The organism is Tenacibaculum profundicola (genome assembly GCF_057220795.1).
Map to the genome: position 1 here is coordinate 1,464,970 of NZ_CM170137.1, position 22,459 is coordinate 1,487,428.

Annotated in this window: 19 protein-coding genes; 2 read left to right on the forward strand and 17 right to left on the reverse strand. The window is 33.7% G+C overall.

Translation table 11 applies throughout. The annotated features are described in order from the left end of the window. From AC2TDS_RS06440 to AC2TDS_RS06515, 16 genes are all read right to left on the reverse strand, one after another. Window positions 1-717, reverse strand: a complete 717-nt coding sequence (locus AC2TDS_RS06440; RefSeq protein WP_484738281.1) for a hypothetical protein — start codon at window positions 715-717, stop codon at window positions 1-3. Further along, window positions 714-1,814, reverse strand: a complete 1,101-nt coding sequence (locus AC2TDS_RS06445; protein WP_484738282.1) for a cobalt-precorrin-5B (C(1))-methyltransferase — start codon at window positions 1,812-1,814, stop codon at window positions 714-716. Before AC2TDS_RS06445 ends, AC2TDS_RS06440 begins: the two co-directional genes overlap by 4 nt. 6 nt (window positions 1,815-1,820) lie before the next feature. Then, on the reverse strand, window positions 1,821-2,552 hold the full coding sequence (locus AC2TDS_RS06450; protein WP_484738283.1) for a precorrin-6A/cobalt-precorrin-6A reductase: 732 nt from the start codon (window positions 2,550-2,552) through the stop codon (window positions 1,821-1,823). 4 nt (window positions 2,553-2,556) lie between these two features. Further along, window positions 2,557-4,410 (reverse strand): precorrin-4 C(11)-methyltransferase, encoded by a 1,854-nt coding sequence (cobM, locus tag AC2TDS_RS06455; RefSeq protein ID WP_484738284.1) that lies wholly within the window; start codon window positions 4,408-4,410, stop codon window positions 2,557-2,559. Window positions 4,411-4,422: 12 nt separating this feature from the next. Next, a complete protein-coding gene (gene cbiE, locus AC2TDS_RS06460; RefSeq protein ID WP_484738285.1) occupies window positions 4,423-5,604 on the reverse strand; it encodes a precorrin-6y C5,15-methyltransferase (decarboxylating) subunit CbiE in 1,182 nt (393 codons plus the stop codon). After that, window positions 5,605-6,264, reverse strand: coding sequence for a 5,6-dimethylbenzimidazole synthase (gene bluB, locus AC2TDS_RS06465; protein ID WP_484738286.1), 660 nt, complete (start codon window positions 6,262-6,264; stop codon window positions 5,605-5,607). Continuing rightward, on the reverse strand, window positions 6,265-7,629 hold the full coding sequence (cobJ, locus tag AC2TDS_RS06470; protein ID WP_484738287.1) for a precorrin-3B C(17)-methyltransferase: 1,365 nt from the start codon (window positions 7,627-7,629) through the stop codon (window positions 6,265-6,267). It lies immediately after the preceding gene. Continuing rightward, window positions 7,622-8,326 carry a precorrin-2 C(20)-methyltransferase gene (cobI, locus tag AC2TDS_RS06475; protein ID WP_484738288.1) on the reverse strand — a complete coding sequence of 235 codons (705 nt, stop codon included), beginning with the start codon at window positions 8,324-8,326 and terminating at the stop codon, window positions 7,622-7,624. The genes cobJ and cobI overlap by 8 nt, the downstream gene beginning before the upstream one ends. 1 nt (window position 8,327) lies before the next feature. After that, complete coding sequence (locus AC2TDS_RS06480; protein WP_484738289.1) at window positions 8,328-8,915, reverse strand: cob(I)yrinic acid a,c-diamide adenosyltransferase; 588 nt, start codon at window positions 8,913-8,915, stop codon at window positions 8,328-8,330. Between the two features lie 174 nt (window positions 8,916-9,089). Next, on the reverse strand, window positions 9,090-10,154 hold the full coding sequence (gene cobW / locus AC2TDS_RS06485; protein WP_484738290.1) for a cobalamin biosynthesis protein CobW: 1,065 nt from the start codon (window positions 10,152-10,154) through the stop codon (window positions 9,090-9,092). 936 nt (window positions 10,155-11,090) lie between these two features. Further along, on the reverse strand, window positions 11,091-11,561 hold the full coding sequence (locus tag AC2TDS_RS06490; protein ID WP_484738291.1) for a GNAT family N-acetyltransferase: 471 nt from the start codon (window positions 11,559-11,561) through the stop codon (window positions 11,091-11,093). Between the two features lie 513 nt (window positions 11,562-12,074). Continuing rightward, entirely contained in the window at window positions 12,075-13,022 is a 948-nt protein-coding gene (locus tag AC2TDS_RS06495) for an ornithine carbamoyltransferase (RefSeq protein WP_484738292.1), read from the reverse strand. Between the two features lie 75 nt (window positions 13,023-13,097). Then, window positions 13,098-15,455 carry an ABC transporter permease gene (locus AC2TDS_RS06500; RefSeq protein WP_484738293.1) on the reverse strand — a complete coding sequence of 786 codons (2,358 nt, stop codon included), beginning with the start codon at window positions 15,453-15,455 and terminating at the stop codon, window positions 13,098-13,100. Window positions 15,456-15,476: 21 nt separating this feature from the next. Beyond that, window positions 15,477-16,184, reverse strand: a complete 708-nt coding sequence (locus tag AC2TDS_RS06505; RefSeq protein ID WP_484738294.1) for an ABC transporter ATP-binding protein — start codon at window positions 16,182-16,184, stop codon at window positions 15,477-15,479. A gap of 26 nt (window positions 16,185-16,210) precedes the next feature. Further along, window positions 16,211-17,464: an efflux RND transporter periplasmic adaptor subunit gene (locus AC2TDS_RS06510; protein ID WP_484738295.1), complete on the reverse strand. Its 1,254-nt coding sequence runs from the start codon at window positions 17,462-17,464 to the stop codon at window positions 16,211-16,213. A 5-nt stretch (window positions 17,465-17,469) separates the two neighbouring features. After that, window positions 17,470-18,831: a TolC family protein gene (locus tag AC2TDS_RS06515; RefSeq protein WP_484738296.1), complete on the reverse strand. Its 1,362-nt coding sequence runs from the start codon at window positions 18,829-18,831 to the stop codon at window positions 17,470-17,472. Window positions 18,832-19,043: 212 nt separating this feature from the next. Between AC2TDS_RS06515 and AC2TDS_RS06520 the strand changes: the two genes are divergently transcribed. Then, window positions 19,044-20,420, forward strand: a complete 1,377-nt coding sequence (locus AC2TDS_RS06520) for a sigma-54-dependent transcriptional regulator (RefSeq protein WP_484738297.1) — start codon at window positions 19,044-19,046, stop codon at window positions 20,418-20,420. Beyond that, complete coding sequence (locus AC2TDS_RS06525) at window positions 20,410-21,756, forward strand: sensor histidine kinase (protein WP_484738298.1); 1,347 nt, start codon at window positions 20,410-20,412, stop codon at window positions 21,754-21,756. The genes AC2TDS_RS06520 and AC2TDS_RS06525 overlap by 11 nt, the downstream gene beginning before the upstream one ends. Here AC2TDS_RS06525 and AC2TDS_RS06530 read toward each other — a convergent pair. After that, complete coding sequence (locus AC2TDS_RS06530) at window positions 21,753-22,451, reverse strand: 4'-phosphopantetheinyl transferase family protein (protein ID WP_484738299.1); 699 nt, start codon at window positions 22,449-22,451, stop codon at window positions 21,753-21,755. The genes AC2TDS_RS06525 and AC2TDS_RS06530 overlap by 4 nt on opposite strands. Between the last annotated feature and the right edge of the window lie 8 nt (window positions 22,452-22,459).

The following is a 22,459-nucleotide window of genomic DNA, read 5'->3' on the forward strand; positions in this document are numbered from 1 at the left end:
CTACAATTGAGTTAACGTTTTGTATAACAATAGTGTTCCAACCACAATAGAGATGATTCCTACAAATGCATTTAACCATTTAAAAATTGACATATTGCGTTCAATAAATCGGCTCATCGTAAAAATAAGTACATAACTATAAACCGCCATGGCTAAAATTACTCCAATAGACTCCACTACCAAAATCCAAATAGCTTCTGTTACCGTACTTGCACTTATTATCAGTGCTGACGTTAACGCCCCTCCCGTACCTGCCAAACCATGTACCATTCCAACCCAAAAAGATTTATTGATTGGGTTCATAGCAATCTCTTCTCCAGATTTTCCATGTAGGTGAAATACGTTATTAGCATCGTGCTCATGCTCTTCTATTTTCTTATGATCAGCCATTAAGGATTTTAATTTATGGTTTCTTTTAATGGCAGCTACTCCTAGCCAGATCATAATAGGTCCTACGATTAATTCTGCGAAAAGAGAAATATTTTCAACAAAAGACAACAAGATCGATCTAAATAAAAGAGCAATTCCTCCAAAGAGTAATAAGGTTACAGAATGTCCAAAAGCCCATTGAGATGCGGTAAATACCGTTTTCATGGTTACCTTTTTCTTTTTAACGGCATTGTCGGCTGCTAATACTGATACGGCAGATATATGATCTGGTTCAAAAGAATGTAGTATTCCTGCAATAAGTGGTCTCGTTAAATTTAAAAAGTTCATTGTTTTTTGTAAAGTATAGTTTCGTTATTGTTATTAATTAAATACAACTTAATTGTTACATCAGGAGCTATTTTATGGCAATGTTCGAAACACTTTCGAAGCAGCATTTGATAAAAAGGTTCCTCTGCCCCAAAAGTAAAAATTTCTCGCAATCTACCAGCCATATTTAGGTTTAAAACCTTACTCGCTGTTTCCTCTAAATAGCCTGCTTCTATGGCCAACTGATATATAAATTCTTTGTTCCAAGTTGTTTTATTACTATGTGTATTTGTATGCCCTTGTGCTAATTTTGCAGCTTTCCCAAGCATGATCCCCATAAAAACATGCGTAATTTGAGGTGTTTGATTAATTTTTTCGAAAGTTTCCTGAATCCAATTTCCGTAATGAATGCATGCAGTTTCAGTCACAGAGGACACTATTCTTTTTAGTGCTTTTTCACTTCTACCTCCCGAATTTATAAGCAATGATTTGTTTCCATTTGCAACAGCCACTTCAATGCCTTGTTGAATACTCGCAATATATGATGCGGCAGAAAATGGCGTTACAATTCCTGTGGTTCCTAAAATAGAAATCCCTCCAATAATTCCTAAGCGACTATTTAACGTTCGTTTCGCTAATTCCGCTCCATTTTTAACAGAAATTTCGATCGTTACTCCGTTTTTTTCCAAGTTATAGGTTGCCAATAATTTTTGACAAACCGTTCGCATCATTTTTCTCGGCACTGGGTTGATAGCCGGTTCTCCAACTGGTATTTCCAAGCCAGGTAAGGTTACTAGTCCAACTCCTTCTCCTCTTTTAAAAAGAATCTCTCCAGTATTATTTAATGAAACGGTTGCTGTTATTACTGCTTTGTTAGTTACATCTGGATCATCACCAGCATCTTTTATTACCGTACAACTACATATTTCTTTCTCTATAACGCATGAAATCAGTGTAAATGTTACACTTTCACCAATGGGTAAAATTATGGAAATTGAGGTTGATTTTTTTCGGGTAATCAATGAGAGCAAAGCAGCTTTCGTACAAGCTGTTGCACAAGCTCCAGTTGTATACCCTCTTCGTAAGGGCTTGTCAGGTATTTCTTGTAAATCGCTCACTTTAATTTAGATTAACTGTTCTAAAAGTTCTAATTCAGTATGTATACACCTATAAGCCTCAGACAGTAAAGGCTTTGCTATAATAACTATCGGCGTTTCTGTTTTAATAGCAGCTTCAATCTTTTGTTCTAACTTACCATTACTACCACTTTCTTTGGTTAAAATTACATCTGGAGCATAGGTTCTTATCAATTCTATTTCTTCTTTTACCTGCTGGGGAAAGCCAAATAATAATTGTTTTTCTGGAAATTTTGCTTTGTTCGCTATTCTCCTCGACGACGGTCTATCTAAAATCCGAAACCAAGCGATATATTCAGACCAGTAGGGTGTTAATTTTTGAATGGTCTGTACTCCTGATAAAGCTAGTAATTTTTGATAATTTTTTGCTTCAAAATACGAAATAGCCTCACTATAGCTCTTCACATAGGTCACCAACTTATGCGCTGTTCGTTCGGGGAAATTTCTTTCAAACCGAATTTTTGGAATAGACACCTCAGCTTTGATAATAGTTTCATGTAACTCTTCCGCAAAAGGATGTGCGGCATTTATTATATGAGTTACTTTGTGTTTGGTACAAAAATCTTCTAGTAACGCTTTGGTCATCGCTCCGGAAATATAACTCCCGCTACCTTGAAAAGGGATGGTTGTTTTAGTGGAATAGGTATAACCTACATTGTGAGAATCCAAAATGCTCGCTATTAATTTTCCTTCCGTTGTTCCACCAAAAACTAAAATCATTTTATCAATTATTTGTTACTTTTTGTTTTTTTCTAAAAATATGATGCCAATTATCATCATATAACCACGATCTGTTTTTTCTTGCACCAACTGCCTCTCCTACCACAATCAATACCGTTCTAGTTAATTTATTGTCTTTTATAATTTGTGTTAATTCGGTCAATTTTCCTGTCCAAACCTGCTCATCCTTCCAACTCACTCTGTACAATACCGCCAAAGGTGTTTCTGGTGGATAATGTTCTAGTAATTCTGCTTGCATTTTTTTCGCTATTCCCGCACTCAAAAATATACACATCGTGGCTCTTAATTTGGCCATATCAACAATGTTTTCATGTTCTGGTGTCGGTGTATTGCCTTCTCCTCTAGTTAAAATAATGGTTTGTGCTACTTCTGGAATGGTAAACTCCGATTTTAGATGTGCCGCAGCTGCCTGAAATGACGATATTCCTGGCACTATAAAATAGTCGTATCCTTTTGCATCAAAAATGGTCATTTGTTCTTGAATGGCTCCGTATATAGAAGGGTCTCCTGAATGCAAACGCACAATCTTCTTTCCTTGCTTATAAAATGAATCTATTATATTCATTTGTTCTTCAAGAGTCATCGAGGCTGAATTACGAACTAAGGCTCCTTCTTTCGCCATATGTGTTAACTCTTCAGGCACCAAGCTACCTGCATATAAAATACAGTCTGCTTCTTCCAATAAATGGCGTCCTTTTAGAGTAAGGTACTCAGGATCTCCTGATCCTGCTCCCACAATAGCAATTATAGATTTTCGCTGGTATGCTGATGCAATGGACAATGCATAGGTGAATTTTTTACCCGATGTGGTGGTTACCTTTGTCTTTTCTACCAACCATTGGCTTGCCCCTGCTATTAATGCCGAAGAAGCTTCTGCTACCCCATACACACCTACTTTAGCTTTTACTGTTTCAGATGGATTCGGAACCGTAATTGTATTTAATTCTTCTCCATTATAGGTTATAAAAGGGATTTCACATTGTTGCGCAAAATCGAGATACGCCTGTTCCTGTTCTTTGATATCAGCTGAACCTATAGCATATACACTTTCTAGAGCTATTTCTTGTTTAGACAATTCTTCCTGAATTCCCATGATCAACAAAGAAGGTTCGATATCTTTAGCACAGCCACTTCCTAAAGCGATACAAGGTGGATAAAATGACCAAGTTGGTATAGAACAATTGATTGATTCGTATCCAACATACAGTAATAGCTCGTATTTAGCTAGGTCTACCTCTTTCAAACTGCGGTATATCGTCACAAAATCTGGACATGATTTTTCAAGAGTCTCTGTTCCCTTGTCAGATACCTTCAACACTAACGCCGTTGGTTTTCTATTTACAAATAGTGATATCATCTCATTTGTTGAAATGATCTTTCTTTCTTTCCAACCAAAGGTTGTTGCCAAGGTATCCAGGCTCCATAAGTTTTGTACATCACTCGATGTCGAAATAACTGCCTGTGCTTGTAATATTCTACTCACTTGCTTGGTTAGTTCATTGGCCTTGCCGATATGACCACTTAGTACTGATTGTACAAAGACTGCCTGATCATCAATATTGATCACAGCTGGGTCTGTTTTTTTATCTTTTATATGAGGAGCTATACTACGAACACAAATTCCTAAAGCTCCAATAAATATCCAAGCATCAAATTTTTGAAAACTCTTTTCCATTAACTCACTTACAGAATCAATTTTTTTGGAGTCTTTGGTTTCATGAAGGTTTCTTGTTGAAAAAATTTTGCTTCGATAAAACTCCTTTTGTAATAAGTCTGCAATCGCCAACCCATTATCTGTGAAATTTACGATTGCTACTTTGTGTACTTTGTCTAACATTTCGTTACATCGTTATTGTTTGATTGCTTTTATAATACGTATAGGATTATGCAAATCTACTGTTATATTTGTTTTTTCTGAAATCGTAAAACCATAGTTTTTACATGCCTCTTCAAAAGCTAAAATACTTTCTTTTTTCACCGCATTAATCACTATGATTGTTTTAGGTTTTAGTACCATCGCTAAGTTTTTAAGTAATTCTGACAACTTTCCTCCATGACCTCCAATAAAAACAGCTTCGGGCAAAGGATAAGTGGAAAGATCCTTGTTAAAAATATCTCCCATCACTGCTTGAACTCCAAGAACACCAAAACGTTGAGTATTTTGTTCTAAAATCGCGCGGCATTCTGATCTTTTTTCAAAAGCTATTACTTCTAATGCAGAATTTTTTAATTTTGCTTCAATACTTATAGATCCGGTGCAAAAACCTATATCCCAAAGTGTTTGAACCCCTACTACATCCAAATAATGAAGCGATGTAAGTCTAACAGGCATTTTAGTTATCATATTAGGTCGTCCAGGCAATCCTATAAATTGCTTATCGGGAATGCCGAAGAACATAGGCCTGTGTTCTTTTTTATGCAAAAGAATACTATTTAATTGGTAGAAATCAGTGTGTGAAGCATCCTCCAAACTCAGACCTCTAATTCGTTCATTTACTCCATCAAGATCCTCACCTACAATCATATGGTAATTGGTATAACCATATAAAAGCAACCGTTTTGCTATTGTCTTTGGATTTTTTTCTTTATCAGTCAACACACCAATCAATGGTAGTTGTTGCATGATAACTTTATCGAAAGCTTTCCATGTTCTTCCGTGTACACTTACTGTAATTAAATCATTGCTATTGGTATTGGTCTTATTCGCTAATAACTGTATTGCACTGAACGATGGCGATGTGTATATGGTTGCTTGTGGATATTTCGTTTTCAAGGTATTCGCCATTCCATAAAAAAGCGGATTTCCTGATGCAAATATCACTATAGACTCTGTTGCTTTTTCATATGCCGAGAATACTTCTTCCATTGGTGATGCTATAGAAATCCAATGATGATTCTTGGGCAAAAAAGAAACTACTAAATCATAATGTCTTTTGCCTCCACTAAACACCTTTGTTTGCTGAATTCGTTCTAATTGCTCTTTTGAAAACTGAGGTATTTTATTTGCTATACCCAATACATAAAAAGTCATCTAATAACGATTTTCAATAATTACCTCATCAAGTTGTTTACGTACGTCCCATTTTTTAAGTTCTAGTTCGGGCTTTTTATAAAACATATCTGTATATCCTAAACATAAATACCCGATGAGTTCATGGGTTTTAGGAGCGTTTAAAATGGTTTTTACCTTTTCTGGATTCAGAATACTTACCCACCCCATTCCTATATTTAAAGATCTAGCCATTAGCCACATATTTTGGATCGCGCATACCACGCTATAACGACCCACATCAGGCATACTTGTTTGTCCTAAAACAGGAGCGTTTTTAGGTTTATAAAAAACAGCAATATTCAACGGAGCTTCTTTTATACCTTCTAATTTCAATTGGTTATAGGCTTCTTGTTTTTCATCTAGAAACTGTTTAGCTCCTTTTTCGTTTTCAACTTCAAAAGACTCTTTAATTGCTAACTTGGTTTCTGGATCTTGAATAATAACAAATTCCCAAGGTTGAGAAAAGCCAACTGAGGGTGCCGATAAACCTGCCCTTACAATTCTTTTAATAGTTTCTTTATCAATTTCTTGAGACAAAAACCTATTTCCTCGAACATCTCTTCTACTGATAAGAATTTCTTCTAGTAGTTGCTGCTCTTGTTCATTAAACTGACGTTGTTTATCCTGTTCTTCCATCATTTATATTGCTAACTGTTCTACCTCATCTAAGGTAAATGCTGCATTCACCAAAGCTGCCGCAAAATTACTGCCCCCTCGTCGTTCTTTTATCAATGCATAAGGAACGTTAGAAAGCATTTTCAAGCGTTCTTTCGACTCTATTACATTGATAAAGCCAACCGGAGCCCCTATTATACCCGCAGGATTTATGATTCCTTCATATGCCTGATCTGTAATTTCAATTAAAGCGGTTGGGGCATTTCCTACAACAAACAAAGCATCAGGATACTTCCGAGCCGCTAATTTTATTCCTGCTTGTGAGCGGGTCAAGTTTTCTTCTTTAGCTATCGTTAAAGCTTCTTCATCGTTCAACAAGCAAACAATTTTATTACCATACTTACTGGTAAAAGCTCTGGTTATTCCAGATTGCACCATGGTAACATCAGTAACTATCGTTCCTCCATTTTTTAGATATTCATGCCAGTGTGTAAACGCATTTTTAGATGCATTTACATAATTGATATAGTCAAAATCTCCTGAAGTATGTATACAACGAATGGCAGCCCATAAAGCATCTTTATCTAAATTAGTTTTAGGTAAATTATGTACAATTTCCTGAAAACTTGCTTGCTGAATTTCAGCACCTGTATGGGGCTTTCTATCTAAATAACCTCTTGGAGTTATTAAATGATTCTTATATCGAAAGGTTTGGCTATTTCCAATCAAAACTACGCTAAACATATCAACCTCCTCTACCTCTAAATCTCTCAAAGTAGTAATTGTAATGGCTTCTTCTGGCCTCCCTAATTGTTTACATATAGCTACTGGAGTCTCCGCATTTCTATGTGCTAAGAATATGGTTTTCAACGCTTGTAGCTGCCAATATCGTTTTTTACTTTTAGGATTGTACAAGCCCGTTACAAAATCGCCAACTGCGGCTCCTTTAATTCTTTTTTCAATAGTAGCCCAAGGTGTCATTAAATCAGACAATGAGATACAGCAGAAGTCATGACCCAGCACTGCTCCTAGTTTACTTCCTGCTGTAATAAAAGCTGAAATACCTGGAACTGTTTCTACGGGTAACTCTAGCTGTTGTTCGGCTACTTTCTGATATACTATTGACGCCATAGCATAAATACTGGCATCACCTGAACCTATAACTACTACATTTTCACCATTTAACGCGTGTCCAATAGCGATATCTGCTCTTTTTTCCTCCTCACTTAATTCCTTTCCGATACATAGTGCATCTGGTTGAATTATATGTGTTATAAATTGAAAATAGTAATGATACCCGATAACAACTGTGGCTTCTCGTAAAGCCTCTGCCGCCATGGGTATAATATAATCTTTGTGTCCGGGCCCAAGCCCCACAACTTTAATCATTCGGTTTCTTTTTTATAATTAACAAGGAGAAATATGGGATTTCCCGCTCCGTTATGGCATCTAAGTTCGTAGTTATAAATTCTTCTGCTGTTCCCAATCGTTCACAATAGTAAAATTCCCAATCTTGTTGCTTCAATTGTCGATAAAAGTGCGTCCAACTTGTTTTTACCTTCATCAAAATTAACGTGTCAAATTTAGATAAATAGTCTTGTATTTCTTCTAATGATTTTACTCTTGGTACTATAGCTATTTTATCATTGAGTAGCCCCAAAGGAATCTGGTGTTTAGCAGCGCCTAGACTGAACGAGTTTACCCCGGGAATTAATTCAACAGGAATTTCCTTATTCTTTAGGTTTGCTAAGACATATGAAAAAGACGCAAATAGACTGATATCTCCTTCGCACACAATGCTTACTTTTTTACCAATATGAACCAGTTCTTCTATCTCATGTGTTGTTTCTACATAGACTTTTTCCGACTGTGCTCTGTTATCGGACATTTCTAAATAAAACCCTCTGAGATCTTTATTTTCCAGTTGATGGTATTGTAACAAAGGCCGTACATAACTTTTCTTTATTCCTTTAAACAAAGACCCAGGATAATAAATAACATCTGACGCTTGTAAAACGCGTAAGGCTTTTAAGGTTACTAATTCCGGATCTCCAGGCCCTAATGCTACTCCGTATACTGTATGCACGCTACTCGGCTTTTTTCTTTTTTCGTTTATATAAAAACAACTGCCATTTTTCTTCTGCGACCCCTTTTTTATCCATTTCAGCACGAGCCATGGTAAAGAACAAATCAGACAATCTATTAATATATGCCATTACGTACTCTTCAACACTTTCTGGATCGTGTCTCATTAAAGTTACCAAAGTACGTTCTCCTCTTCTTATTTGTGTACGACATACATGACACAATGCCGAAATTTCATTTCCTCCTGGCAGTATAAAATAGTCAGAAGGAGAGCTTATATTGTTTTCTAATTCATCTAACCAAACTTCACAAAATTCGGCTCCATCGAGGTGTTTAGGATTGGTATTTGTTTTTTTGGAATCTGATGGTCGGGCAAGATGCGACATCATATCCATCATATCTTTTTGAATTCGATGTAAGTTCTCTTGCCACGGGTGTTCATCACCTAATTTAGCACGTAGTAAACCAATTGTTGAGTTTGCCTCATCTAGTGTTCCTATACATTCAATTCTTGGAGAATCTTTATGCTCTCTTTTTCCTCCAAAAACACCGGTTTTCCCTGTATCTCCTTTACGAGTATATATTTTCATTTATGTAGATTTTATCTATTATTACATGACTATCACCTTTATTTCTCCATGGTTGTATAATCACATCTCCACGTCATTTGATCTAATTTCCTTTGTGTTAAAACCATTAACAACTATGAAGATTAAAAAAACAATGTCTATCCAAAGCTAAATGTATCTTTAGATTTATCTTTTTTAAGCGTTAACTACTAGTTTTTCTTCAAGTGTTTTTTGAAGTTCTATTGCCTTCAGCTGCTCCCCTATGATTACCAATTGTGTTGCTTGTAACTCTCCTTCTTTCCATTTTCTGTCAAAATAGTTTTCAAATCGATTTGCTACACCCTGTACAATCATACGCATAGGTTTACCCGGTACATGAATAATTCCTTTGATTCTGTATATTTGGTACTCACCTACTAATTCTTCTAAAGCTTTGATCAACTCTTTTGGTTGGTGAGGCACTTTAATTTCAATTACAATAGAGTTAATAGTATCGTCGTGATCATGGTCATGGTCATGGTCATGGTCGTGATGATGCACTTCATGATGTGAATGTTTTTCTTCAATAAAATCTTCTGATTTGGCATCTAATCCTAATAATATATCAATTGGCACATTTCCTTTTACCCCTTCTACTAACTTAATATTGTTTCCTACTTTATTCTGAATAGTTCCGCGCACATCTTCGTAGGTTTCTCTATCTATCAAATCTGATTTGGTCATGATAATCAGATCTGCACATGATAATTGATCTTCAAATAATTCTTCTATAGACGATTCATGGTCCAAGCTATCATCTTCTAAGCGCTGTGCTTGTACTTTTACTCTATCACATATCTGCCCTGTTGCCTGCCCTACACTATCCACAACCGTTACCACAGCATCAACTGTTATTTGTGGTTTTAAATCGGGCCAGTTGAAAGCTCGCACTAGAGGTTTGGGTAGTGCCAGTCCAGAAGTTTCAATAATAATATGATCTATTTGATCTTTACGCTCCATAAGTTCTAACATGGTCGGTAAAAACTCTTCCTGAACAGTACAACATAAGCACCCATTACTCAGTTCTAAAATATTTTCTTCTTCACAACCACAGTCGTTTCCTTTTAAAATTTCACCATCCATTCCTAATTCTCCAAACTCATTCACTATAATGGCTAAACGTCTTCCATTTGCATTTTTCGCTATCTGATGAATAAGGGTTGTCTTTCCTGATCCTAAGAACCCTGTAATTATTGTCACTGGTATCTTTTGTGTTCGCATAGTTCGTCGTTTATTTTTATCAAATATATCAAAATCACGAGTTATATTTTTATTAAAAACATGATAAAATACAATCGTTATTATAAAAACACTTACTCTCAAAAATTTACGCCATTTATAATTTGAAGCTACTATACTAAAACACCCTTTTTTTCCTTTCTTCTTCATTAGAAAAAAAACCATAAACTAAGGCTGTGTTTAATTTTTTATAAAGAAAAAAATCATCGACTTATTTTACCCCAAAAAAAAACAATGGTATTAAAACAACTAATTTTAAGAAGCTGTTTTTATGCTTTTGTTAGTCATTTACTTTTATTCTTCCAGTTTTTAAAATTCAAATGGAATTTCTATTTCAGCATTGGAAACTGTTGCTTTTAATTTTTTGCCCTCTTTCCATTACTTTATTTTGTTTGGAAACTCAATTGAGTCATTTTCACAAGTAAATTCGGTTTCATTATAACTTTCAACCATAAATATTGTTAGCGTTACTCTTCAAGAACTTCTACTGCTAACTTCCGGTCTTCACTCTCTTTTATCAAACTCATTTTTCTCTTTTAATCGTATCTCCCCTTTGCATTGTAAATCCGATTCCCAAATATTTGCTTAAACTTATTTTATTCCAATTTTCAAAAGTTTCTTTCCCTACTTCATCGTTTAATCTTTTCCACTTTCCCAATAGCCAGTCAAAATTTTCTATCTTAATTGGTCTATTCTATTTGCTTTTCATTTGTTTTTTTAAGTTTCCTTTTTATTTTGATTACAGGATATAGGTAACATGACAAGCAGTGAAATAAATTATTATGCTTTTCATATTCGTGATTTTCTCAAGTTTACCTCTAAGTTTTAGTATAACCAGCTTATGGCTTATTATATAATTTTGACTCACTGCCCCTTACTATTCAGGGGGGTAATTATATGTACTCGAATCTATAGTAATTATACTTTATGATGTACTGACTTTATTTTCATTTCCATTATTGGTAGATACCTATCTTTAATTGAGCTTTTTATTTTTCCGACTACTTTAAAACCCATTCGTTGGTAAAATTTTGTAGCGTTGGGATCGGCATCAAGAATAACTTTTTCGTATCCAATATTTGTAATTCGTTGCAAAAAATTGGTCATTAGTGTTTTTCCATATCCTTTTCCAATATATTTTGGTTCGATAAACAGGAAATTCAATTTAACGTCCTTTTTGTTTATAGATTGAAAGGCATAAAATCCGACTAATTCATCAACAACAGTTAGTTTGTATACCTCGTTTTCATCAACATATCGTGCTGTGATGGTCAATTCATCTCTCCATTCCGCAAGTTGTTTTGCGCCATAATTCCAATGATTCTTTGAACGAATTGTCAATTCAGTTATTTTTTCTGCGTCTGCTCTATACGCTTTCTCTATCTTCATTACCAGTTTTTTAGCTCACTCACAAATATATAAAGATTTCATAAGCGTTTAAAAACATACCCTAAACTCTAAAAAAATCTCCATCTATTTTCACCTCGTTGTATAGCTCCCTCTAGTCATTCTAAACTAGAAATGAAATACAAGAATACATACAACAAAAAGATTATTGATTTTTACCTGAGAATCGGTATTACCCACCTGACGAGTTTTTAATATTCCAACTAACGAAAATAAGCCTCAATCAAGAGGCTTATCTATTTTTAAATTTAATAATTGTAGGTATAGTACCTACTACGATTTACAGATAAATATTTCACATATCTATTATTTCTTTTGCAGCTATTTTTGCGTTATAAAACTTAATCATAGCTTGGCTATGCTAACGTTTTATGCCTTAAACTAACTTAAAATAATTCAATACCTATAGACGAAATAGTTATCTGTAAATCATATAAGAGGCTATTTCAATCACTCCTTAATTTTCACGTTTTCTGTTTACTCTTTTGAATTTCATTATATTTCGCCTTGCATACACCATTCTAATACAGCTTTTGCGCTATGCATTTTATTTTCAGCTTGATCAAATGCAATACTCTTAACTCCATCAATTACAGCAGCTTCTACTTCATCTCCTCTATGTGCTGGTAAATCATGCATAAAAATTGAATCTGTAAACTTATTCATTAACTCCTGAGTTACAGCAAAAGGTTCAAAGGATTTACGCCAATTTGGATCTGATTTTTGAGTTCCCGTTGTTTGCCAACGTGTTGTATATACAACATCTGCTTTAGTTGGCAGAAATTTTAAATCATTAAATTCATTAATAATAGTATTTCTTTTACCTGCCATCTCTTTTACATATTTCAACAACATTGGATCTAAACCATAATTTGCAGGTGTAAAGAAACTAATTCTCATATTTGGTATTTTAGCTATTGCTAGTGCTAATGCTACAGCTGTGTTATTACCTTCTCCCAAATAAACTATATCTAAACCAGCTAACTCGCCAAAGTAGTGTTTCATGGTTGTCAAATCGGCCAATGCTTGCGTTGGATGTTCATCAGCTGTCATAGCATTTACTATTGAGACTTTATCTTGATTTGCAAAAGCTCTAATCACTTTAGGGTCACCGGCAGTTCTAACCACTAAGCCATCTAACATTCTAGAAAGCACTTCTATGGTATCATTTATACTTTCTCCTGTATTCAATTGCAAATCATTGGGCCCATAGGTTACAATTTGTGCTCCTAACCGCAGCGCCGCAGTTGAAAAAGAGGTTCTTGTTCTCGTTGATGTTTTTGTAAAATACACCCCAACTATTTTCCCTTTTAATTGACTCCCCAATATCACTTCTTTATTGACATGTGACACACCTCTATTTATTATTTCTATCGTTTCTTGAGGAGATAAATCTTTTAAAGAAACAATATGTTTTTTTGTTTTTCTAATCGTAAGACTCATTATTATAAAATTTTATTTATTATTAATACATTAGGTTACTACTTCTTTCTCTTTCTGTAATAACATCGAAAATTCTTATTCATCTCTCAGCGCTTCTACGGGATTCTTATAAGCTACTTGAATTGCTTGGTAGCTTACCGTTAAAAGTGCTATAACCATAGCTATAAGGCCGGCTAACAAATAATATCCTATATTTACATCTACTCTGTATGCAAAGCCAGCCAACCAATCCTTTATTAAAAGATAAGCTAAGGGCAGTCCTATGAAAATAGCTACACCAACAAGCTTTGCGAATTCAGAAGTTAACAATACAATTATCTCTGATTTTTTTTGACCTAAAGCCCTTCTTATCCCTACTTCTTTTCTCCTATTTTCAGATGTAAATATTGCCAGCCCAAATAACCCTAAACAGGAAATAAGTATAGTCAATCCTGCAAAATACTTTGAAAGAGTCGCAATTCGCTGTTCAGATCTATACTGAGCATCAAAGTCTTCATCTATAAATTTATATTCCAATGGAAACCCTGGATTATAGTTTGCGTAAAAACGCTCTATCCCTCCTATGATTCCTTGAAGTCCGTTAGTGTCAACTTTAGCCATTATGGTACTCGTTCTTTTTGTATTACATATCATAAACATTGGCTTCACTTGTTGCTGTAAAGATTCTGTATGAAAATCTTTAGCAACCCCTATGATTTCATAACGGTCTCCCCAAAGATCTACAGTTTTACCTATAGGGTCTTTCATTCCTATAACTCCTATTGCACTTTCATTAAAGATAATTTTAAGACTATCACTACTAAAGTTTCTTGAAAAAGACCTTCCTGTTTTCATTTTAATCCCTAATAATTCTAGCATATCATAATTTACACGCATATATTGCATATCAGTAGTTTCATTAGGATTTTTTCCTTGCCAAATCAAATCTCCAGTAGAATTTGCTTTTCCTATAAATTCATTAAACATACTTGAAGTATGCTTTACTCCTGGTTGTCTATTAAGTGCTAATAGGAAATCATCTAGTTGAGTGATTGCTTTTCCTTCAGCTTTGAAAGCTATAATATTATCTTTATTATACCCTAAATCCATATTTTGAATGAATTTCATTTGTTGGTAAATAACCATTACCGCAACAATTAAAACTACCGATAGTGCAAATTGAAAAATAACCAATCCTTTTCGTATCAATAATTCACTAAAACTTGTACTTAACTTCCCTTTTAAAACCTCTACTGCATTTAATTTTGACAAATAAATGGCTGGATAACTTCCCGCTAAAAAACCAGTAACTATAATCATCCCCACAAAAAGCCCTAGTAATGTGATATTTAAAGAAAGTGTAATTTGTTTGCCTGCAATCGCATTAAATTGGGGCAACAGTAAAACAACAATGAAGAGGGAAATAATTCCAGCAATACAAACCGTTAGTATGGATTCTCCAAAAAACTGCATTCTTAACTCTTTAGTTTTGGCTCCCATAGATTTCTTTATCCCTATTTCTCGCATTCTTCTAGAAGCATTCGCTGTAGATAGATTTATAAAATTAATACAGGCTACCAGTAGAATAAAAAATACGATGAGTCCGAAAACTTTCACGTTATCAATTCTTCCCCCTACTTGAACCCCCTCCTCATACTTACCATATAAATATTTACTAGAGAACGGACGCAAAAATAAAGTTGCTGTTTTATTATTAGAGTTTTGAGCAATGATGCTTTCTATTTTGGACTCAACCAATTGAGGTGATGCCCCTTTTTGAAGTTGTAAATAGGTATGAACATAACTATTGTTCCAGTTTTTCTTCACCCTGGGAATGTGAACATATAAAGACTCAAACGGAACAACATAATCATATTGAATAGAGTTATTTAACCCTGTCATATCAAAAACACCAGAAACCTGTTTTACATGTTCATTATTGTACATGATACTTTTCCCTAACACCCCTTCACTAGTTCCAAAAAAATTGATTGCCATTTCTTTTGAAATAACAATATTATTAATATCTCTTAAGGTAGTTTTCGGGTCTCCTTGTATAAGATTATACGAAAACATTTCAAAAAATTCAGTTCCAGCATATACCCCTTGAAGTTTAAAGCTTGTGTTTTCTACAGAGATCACATTTTTTGCAAAATCATAGATATAAGGAATTACTTTATCTACTTCTGGGATCTCATTTTTAATGGTTTCTGCTAGTACGGGAGGCGTATTTTCATAGATTGAAGTACCATTACTTTCTTGAGACCTCACCATTGCTTGATACAACTGCTTTTCATTCTTGTGAAACTTATCTACCGTCCACTCCTCATATATCCAAAGACAAATAAATAAAGCACAGGCTAAACCAGCACTTAATCCAATGATATTAATTAGAGTTACACTTTTATAGCGCAATGCATTCCTAAGAAACAGTTTTAAATTATTGATTATCATAATCTTTTTTAATTAACATGGTTAATTTAACATTTTGCTGTTCACCTCAACAGGTTCATTCATCGTCTCTGAAACGACCTTACCATCGAATAGATTGATTATTCGATTTGCAAATTGAGCGTCGTAATCAGAATGCGTTACCATTACAATGGTAGCCCCTTCTTGACTAAGCTCTGAGAGCAAATTCATTACCTCTTGCCCATTTTTTGAATCAAGGTTTCCCGTAGGCTCATCAGCCAAAATGACTTTAGGACTAGTAACGACTGCTCTAGCTATTGCTACCCGTTGTTGCTGCCCTCCTGAAAGTTGCTGTGGATAATGTTTTGCTCTATGCCCTATCTTCATTCTCTCCAATACTTTTTCTACTTTTTGCTTACGCTCTTGTTTCGGAACTTTCATAAATAGTAATGGAAGCTCTACATTTTCATATACAGTAAGTGTATCAATCAAATTAAAGTTTTGAAAAATAAATCCTAAATTTCCCTTTCTGATTTGTGCACGTTGATCATCTGTAAGTTTTGAAACTTCGTGCCCAGCAAACACATACGAACCAGAAGAAGGTTTATCTAAAAGACCAAGTGTATTTAGCAATGTAGATTTTCCACACCCTGACGGTCCCATTATGGCCACAAATTCATTTTCAGCAATATGTAACGAAACATCATTAATTGCAAAGGTTTCTACATTTTCAGTTCTGAAACTTCTCTTTAAATTTTTTAATTGTATCATTTCTTCTTATTAAAGTTTTGTATTGATTAATTGGTTATGGCTATTTTTTCTGCCTCGCCAAAGCCATTGTAGCTAGACGTTATTATTTTTTCATTAGGCTTTAGCCCTTCAACTACTTCAAAGTATTGTGAATTTTGTTTCCCTAAGCGAACGGGTCTTTTAACTGCGGATATTTCATCTTTATTAAGCACAAATACATATTGCCCACCACTACTTTGATAAAATCCGCCTCTTGGAATTAATAAAGCTTCATTTGACTCTCCTAACTGTAATTTTAACGTATAATTTTGCCCTGTTCTAATCGTTTCTGGTTTTTTGTCTGTAAATACCAAATCGACTCTAAATTTACCGTTTCTCACTTCTGGAAATATTTTTCGTAAACGAAGTGCATATGATGTTCCGTTTCTCTCGATAATAGCATTAAGATTTCGTTGAACTCGGTCAATATAATGCTCATCAATCGCTGCTTCTATTTTAAAATCGGTTAACACATTAATTTGACCTATACGTTCGCCTTCATCAATACTCTGACCAATTTCCGCATCTAGGTACCCTAATTGTCCATCAGCAGGGGCTCTTACATTTAAATGATCTATTCGCTCATATACCATTGATAATGTTTTACGCATTCGAGCCAAGTCAGAATTTAACTCACCAATTGTAGCAACTCTTAGTTTAGCATCTTGCTCAGTTTGTTTGGTTATAATTTGATTATTTCGTTTTGCCAATTCATATGCTTCTTTTGCTTTTAAATACTCTTCTTTTGCTATTAGTTCTTCTTCATATAAAGTTTTACTTTGTTCATATGCTCTTTTTTTCTGAACTAAATCATAATCTGATTGTGCCAAGCTTTTCTGTCCTTCTATCTGACGAACATCAAAATTTAATCTTGTACTTCTTAAATCGTTTTGTTTTAGCGCCAAATTATTCTCACTTGAGAGAATCCTTTCATATAAACTTTGATTTTCTAATCGCAAAATAATATCTCCTTTTTTTACCATAGCTCCTTCTTCTATTTTTTTTTCTACTACTCTTCCTCCTTCATAGGCATCCATATAAATAGTGGCTATTGGTGCTACTGAGCCATTAATTGAAATATAGTCATCAAAGTTTCCTTTCTTTACTTGAACAATACTTAAACGGTTTCTATCTGTTTTATAGGTAGCTCCGTTATACCCAAACAACAGTTTTCGTCCTACAAAAAATGCAATGATTCCAACGAATACTATGATAATATGTTTTTTTCTAATTCCTTTTTTTTCTTCTAATTGAATATCCATTATTATTAATTTGCTTCGTTAATGTTAAACACTTTAATCCCTCTGTAGAATGCTAAAGTTTGTTCTTGCAGTTTTAGTTTTAGTTTTACTTGTAAATGTTGATTTTGTGCAGTTGCATAGAGGTTTTTTTCCATGTTAAGATCAATCACGTTAATCAACCCATTATCATATTTTTTCTGAGCAATTTTAAAGGATAATCCCATTTCTTTTTCCTGCTGTTGGGTTTGCTCATATTCTAATTGAGAGGCATTATAATTTTGAATTAACTGCTCAATAATCTTTCTCAATTCCTGCTTTTTTAAGGCGAAGTCATTTTCAGCCTGCAACAAGGCTATTTTCTTTTGTTTTACATTTGACCTTCTTCTCCATCCCTGAAAAATAGGCACCTGTAGATTAACACCGATAAAAGTTGACCCATTGTCACTTAATTGCTTATTAAAAGAAATAATCTTTCCATCTTCATCTAGATTAGTTTCGAAGTACCCAGTACTATATCCTGCTAAGAGTGATAATGATGGCGCTAATGCTCCTCTTGAAATTGCCAATTCTTTTATTGCCGATTCCATTCTTGCTTCACTTGCTTTAATAGAAGGAAGGAACTTAACAGCTTTATCATAAACAACTTCGACAAAACGAATCGAATCATTTTGCTTCTGAGGTTCTTCAAAGAAGGATACATTATCAATAGTAAAGTCTGATGCGTTTTCTAAATTCATTTCTTGTGCCAATTGAAGTTTGGCTAGCCTTAGATTATTTTCCATCTGAGTACGTTTCAATTTATCAGAAACCAAAGTAGATTTAGCCGTGTAAACATCGGCCCCTGCCTTAAGTCCTAATTCTTTTTGGCGCTTAACTAGGCGGTAATTCATTTCAGATATTTCTTGCTGCTTTTTAGAAATAATGATCGCTTCTTTAAAATATAATACATCATAATATTGCTGCATAATTCTAAAAGAAAGCATGTATTTCTCTTGTAATGTTTCTTCTGAAACTGCTGTATAAATATATTTAGCTGATGCTATTGTATTCACTTTTTGCCATCCGTTGAAAATATCTAATGAAGCATCTAATGAATAATTATTAGAGAAGAAGTCTGAACTAACAAAGGTATTGTTATTTGGGTCGACTGATCTTCCATATCGCACAGAATACATGGTGCTTCCTGAAATATCAGGGAGTAAATTTCTGTACGATTGTCGTCGTGTTTCAAGCTCTGAAGCTTCGTTGTATTTTAGTCTTTTCACTGATAGGTTATGATCTATAGCATAATTAATACATTCATCCAATGACCAACTCTTCTGCGCTACTGCTAGAACCGGGGTCAAAAAGATAAAACTTAATATGTATAGACTAGTTTTTTGTGTCATTTTAATTTAATTAGTAATATCATATATATGGAAACAGTGCCAAGACAATGCCAAAAAAAACAAAAATCTATATATCAATCCCTTATGAAAAAGAACAGACATACACTGGTTTCTATATGTAAAATTTTTTAACGTTATCTGTATATTTTTTTTACACTCTTACTGTATGTTTTTAAAGTTTTTAATACTTTTACTAGACTAAAATAGTGGTCATGCATTCAGGAAAAATCTTAATTATTGATGATAATAAAAGCGTACTTAGTGCTTTAGAGATTATGTTACAATCTGAGTACGAAACTATCGTCTCTATTAACAACCCTAATCAAATACCTTCTTTTCCAAATCTTAAAAGTTACGATGTCATTTTATTAGACATGAATTTTTCTGCTGGTGTAAACACCGGAAACGAAGGACTTTTTTGGTTGCGAAAACTTAAGGAGCTTTCTCCTAGTTCTGCTGTGATTATGATGACTGCTTATGGAGACATCGAACTTGCTGTTAAAGCTTTAAGAGAACAGGCATACGATTTTATTTTAAAACCATGGAATAATGAAAAATTACTAACCATGGTTAAGTCGGCCATGGAACTTCGACGCTCTAGAGTTGAAATCCACAATCTTAAAAGCAAAGCCAAACAACTAAAAAAAATTATCACCCAGCAAGATCATAATTCTATTATTGGCACATCTAAAGCATTGCAAGAGGTTATACATTTAATTGACAAGGTTGCGAATACTGACGTAAATGTTCTAATTACTGGCGAAAATGGAACTGGAAAAGAAATGATTGCCAAAGCACTTCATACTAAATCTAATAGAAAAGATGAAGTTTTTATTTCTGTTGATATGGGATCTATTTCCGAAAGCTTATTCGAAAGCGAACTATTTGGGCATTTAAAAGGTGCTTTTACAGATGCCAAAGATGATCGTATTGGAAAATTTGAAGCCGCAGAAGGAGGTACATTATTTCTTGATGAAATAGGAAATTTATCTCTCTCAATGCAAGCGAAATTATTATCAGCTATACAAAATAAAACCATTATTAAAGTAGGGTCAAACACCCCTATTCCTGTTGATATTCGTTTAGTGTGCGCAACCAACTGCAATTTGGAGCAAATGGTTACAGAAGGCTCCTTTCGTGAAGATCTTCTTTACAGAATTAACACAATTCATGTAAGTATTCCGCCGTTGCGTCAAAGAGGTGATGATATTATTTTATTATCAAAACATTTCCTAAACACTCTTGCATCAAAATATAATAAATCACCTTTTTCGTTAAGTGAAAAAGCAAAAATAAAACTCCGAGAACATTCGTGGCCAGGTAATATTAGAGAGTTACAACATACTATGGAACGCGCTGTTATTCTTAGTAGTTCATCAATATTAACCCCCGAAGATTTTACTGTAAGTTCTGTAAAAAAAGCTTCTGAAAACGCTACAATTCATACACTTGAAGAAATGGAGCAAAACATGATTTCCAAAGCATTATTACATTCTTCAGGTAACTTTACCGAAGCTGCTCACAAATTAGGAGTTACAAGGCAAACGCTGTATAATAAGTTAAAAAAAATGAAAGCTAATGGCAAGTAAATATTATTTTATTCAAATTGTAATACGAGTTATCCTAATTGCTTTTACTTGCTTTGCAGGAGCTTTTATATTTTCTTCTTCATACTATGGAATTGCGTTATCTATTGTTCTTTTGATCTTTCAAACAATTATGTTGATTTCATACATCAATCAAATCAATAAGAAAATTGCTTTTTTTTTTGAAGCCTTAAAAAATGACGATTTTAGTTTAAATTTTCCTGAACATACTTCAGGGAATACTCTGGGTAATTTAACAAAGAACATTAATTTATTTAATCAAAAAATTAAGCGTATTCACGCAGAAAACCGCGCGCAAGAAAATTATTATAAAACTCTATTGAACCAAACAAGTATTGGTATTTTTACTATTGATGAAGAAGGAACCATTCTTTTTAAGAACTCTAAACTTAAAGAACTACTAAATTACTCTTCTTTAAATCATGTACGCCAAATTAAAGGTTTAAATAAACATTTGTTTTCTTTTATTAATGCTACCAAAACTTCTGACAAAACACTTATAGAAATCGCTAATGAACGAGAAACTGTTCAACTGATTGTAAAAATTACTCCTTTTAAATTATTCACAAATACACTTAAACTAATCACGATACAAAATATTAAACAAGAACTCGATAGAAATAAAACCGATTCTTGGATGCGATTAATCAAGGTTATGACTCATGAAATTATGAATTCTATAGCTCCTATTACCTCGATTGCCGATTCGTTATTACGCTATTATAACCCTAAAAAAGAAAACCCTGAATTCTCTCTTTCTGATATTGAGCAGAGAAATATTGCTAAAGGACTCGCTGTGGTAAAACTTCAAAGTGAAAATCTATTTCGCTTTGTAGATTCTTATCGTAGTTATATTAGTATTCCTCTTCCAAACAAAAATGTTTTCAATGTACATGAGCTCTTAATAGAAGTTCAAAATTTAATGATCTCGGAAGCCGACAAAAAAGGTATCGTATTATCAATTCTTACTATTTCTGAAGAATTACAGCTTTTTGCCGATAAGCAACAAATTAATCAAGTACTTGTAAATTTAATTCATAATGCACTCCAAGCTTTCGATACTAATACTACTTCAGGGAAAATAATTCTTGAAGCTGGTATACATAGCTCTAGTAAAAAGTTTATTCGCGTTTCTGATAATGGACCTGGTATTCCTAAAGAATTTATAGATGATATCTTTGTTCCTTTTTTCACCACTAAAGAACATGGAACAGGTATAGGTTTGAGTTTATCTAAACAAATAATGCATTTACATGGAGGGAATATTTCACTTCATTCCAAAGTTAATGAGAAGACAACCTTCACCTTATTGTTTTAAATAATTACACCGTTTTCTAATGTTTTTATAATATTCTTTTTCTTTAGAGTGCTATAGAAATCTATATTGACAAGTTCTATCTGTATCTCTTCTGTATTAGTTGCTATATAGGTTTTGTAATTTTTTTCCAAGTGAATTTCATTCAAGTACCAAGTTACTCCGTTACAAATTGCTTTATTATATTGAATATCAATTTCTGGTAAAGAGAGAGAAAACCCTCTGCCATCTGCTTTTACTACACTTTCTTTAATTACCCAATATGTAAAGAACTGTTTTTGAGGATCAGAAGCATCGTTAATCTTTTTCCATTGCTTCTTATTCATAACTTGTTTAAAGTCTTTAAATCCAATATCTTTTATTTCCTCTATATCAACTCCTAATTTCACATTATCTGACAAGCAGCATATGACATATTCTCCTGAATGAGAGATATTAAATTCTAGATCGCCTTCAATATATGGTTTTGAATTTTTCCCATATTGTATTTTATTCAAAATACAATCTTTATGTCCAAAATTATTATATCCAAGTTGTAATAGCAATTTACCAAATAAATTTGCATGCTGATCTTCCCAACGTGTATAAAACTTATTTTTTTCTATTAATTCGTCTGGTAAAAATTGTAAATATTCATTATAACTTGCCACCGGAAGGCTTTTCGGAAAAGTTGAATAAAAGATATAAACTGTGTTCAAATTTTAAA